General features: G+C 58.8%; 2 protein-coding genes. One reads left to right on the top strand and one right to left on the bottom strand.

The genetic code is table 11. The annotated features are described in order from the left end of the window. Positions 1-265: helix-turn-helix transcriptional regulator (locus EN964_RS35745; protein WP_306663837.1), on the top strand; the 265-nt coding region annotated here is incomplete at its 5' end. Between the two features lie 150 nt (positions 266-415). On the opposite strand, the gene EN964_RS35740 is transcribed toward EN964_RS35745, so the two are convergent. Beyond that, a partial coding sequence (locus EN964_RS35740; RefSeq protein WP_164776491.1) for a tyrosine-type recombinase/integrase occupies positions 416-913 on the bottom strand: 498 nt, incomplete at its 5' end.

Below are 913 nucleotides of genomic sequence, written 5' to 3'. Positions count from 1 at the left end.
TCGGGAGTTATCACCAGTTTGCGGCATGGATTCTTCCCAATGTCGCGCCGCACGAGCGCTGTTGAAATGGACGCAAGAGGATCTCGCCGCCCGCTCCGGCGCGAGTGCTGTTACCATTCGCAATTTCGAAAACGAGCGTTCTGTTCCTCAAACAGGAACGCGATATCTCCTCCAGAAAACGCTTGAGAATGCCGGCATCGAGTTCATTCCTGAAAATGGCGGTGGTGTCGGCGTGCGTTTGTCACGGCGTTCCGAAAGGACGTAGGATCGGTGAAACAGCTCCCGATAGGCAAGGCAAAGCGCGTCCATTAGCCGACAATCATTCGATTGCGGCCGCAGTCAGAGGGATCAACCGCGAAGACTTCGACGAGCGGCAGAAGGGTTTCGGGGTCGAACGGCGACTGCTCAGACCGGTTCATGCAACTGCCTTCGCTCGCAGAGGTTCGATGTGGCTCTTGCCTGCAATGATGCCGGCAAGCCGATCGGCCCAACGCTCCAAGGCATCCCGTTTCTCGCTCATATAGTCGTAGCGCGCATATACCCGCGACGTGACCGTACTCTTGGTCGCCGAAACGTGATTCAACACATGCCCGACGATGAACGGCGAAATGCCGATTTCTTCCATGCCCGTCGCAGCAGATCGCCGAAGGTCATGCGGCGTCCACGGTGCAATGCCCATGATCATCGCTACGCCGCGCTTGCTGATCTCTTCTCGCTTCACTGCCTTCGGGACAGATGCGCCGGTGACTGCTGCACGGGCGCCCGGTCCAGGAAAAACGAAAGGCGGTACCGCCCTGCCCTTGCGCTCCGACAGCGCCTTCACGTCTGCGATCTGATCGCCGATGATCCGGATTGCCATTTCGCACAGCGGGACAATATGGTCGCGGCCGTTCTTCGCGCGCCTGGCTGGTAT

Origin of the sequence: Mesorhizobium sp. M7A.F.Ca.CA.001.10.2.1 (assembly GCF_003998575.1) — a bacterium.
Classification (GTDB): Bacteria; Pseudomonadota; Alphaproteobacteria; order Rhizobiales; family Rhizobiaceae; genus Mesorhizobium.
The sequence above is the reverse complement of the archived record's forward strand: the minus strand, read 5'-3'. Positions and strand labels throughout refer to the sequence as shown.